Annotated in this window: 1 protein-coding gene; it reads left to right on the top strand. The window is 52.5% G+C overall.

What is annotated here, in order from left to right; all coding sequences use genetic code 11:
* Positions 1 to 425: hypothetical protein (locus AC4IFO_RS23090; protein WP_490737866.1), on the top strand; the 425-nt coding region annotated here is incomplete at both ends.

Consider the following 425-nt stretch of genomic DNA (forward strand, 5'->3'; position numbering starts at 1 on the left):
CATATCCCTGATAAAAATCATCGTTATGCGGCACTGGCGGCGGATTATGCACAGCTGCACAGCGACATGAAACCCGTAGTCGCACAGGTCAGCGGGGTTCGGGAGCAGAAAATTGTCACCGATACTATCCGGCAAACGCTCACCGAACGCGGGATGCTCAGTGAAAAAACGGTGACTGTAACCCAGCTCAAACCTGTGTGGCTCGACAGCCATTCGCGCAAGCAAATCGACAGTTACCGTGAAGGCATGGTGATGGAGCGTTGGAACGCCGATAGAAAAGAGGTTGAGCGCTTTACCATTGACCGTGTCACCCCTGAAACCCGTTCCGTTACCTTGCTTGACAGTCAGGGGCAAAAACAGGTGATGAAACCGCAGCAATTTGATGGCCAATGGAGTGCGTATCAGCGTCAAACGATGGAAATCGC

This window comes from Providencia sp. UF-224 (assembly GCF_058245955.1).